Origin of the sequence: Pseudoalteromonas sp. S3178 (assembly GCF_005886985.1) — a bacterium.
Classification (GTDB): domain Bacteria; phylum Pseudomonadota; class Gammaproteobacteria; order Enterobacterales; family Alteromonadaceae; genus Pseudoalteromonas; species Pseudoalteromonas carrageenovora.
In genome coordinates this window covers 1-281 of record NZ_PNCW01000330.1, presented here as the reverse complement: position 1 = coordinate 281, position 281 = coordinate 1, and the positions used below count along the sequence as shown (strand labels likewise).

Sequence of the window (281 nt, the reverse complement as noted above, 5' to 3'; positions counted from 1 at the left end):
CATCTTAGCCTTCAAAGAGCACATGGTCGCCGTTGATTTAGCTGGTGATGAGTTGGGCTTCCCCGGGGAGTTGTTTGTTGATCACTTTAGGCAAGTTCACAAAGCCGACTTGCGAGCGACTATTCACGCTGGCGAGGCCGAAGATTCACGCAGTATCTGGCAAGCCATTGAAGGATTAGGGGCTGACCGCATCGGCCACGGCGTTAACGCCGCTAAAGACCCCAAGCTGATGGATTATTTGCGCGATCACCGTATCGGTATTGAATCTTGCTTGACCAGTA

General features: G+C 52.0%; 1 pseudogene. It reads left to right on the top strand.

Going from position 1 to position 281, the window contains the following annotated elements:
- Window positions 1-281 (top strand): annotated as a pseudogene (locus CWC11_RS21180) (adenosine deaminase); the annotation flags it as partial.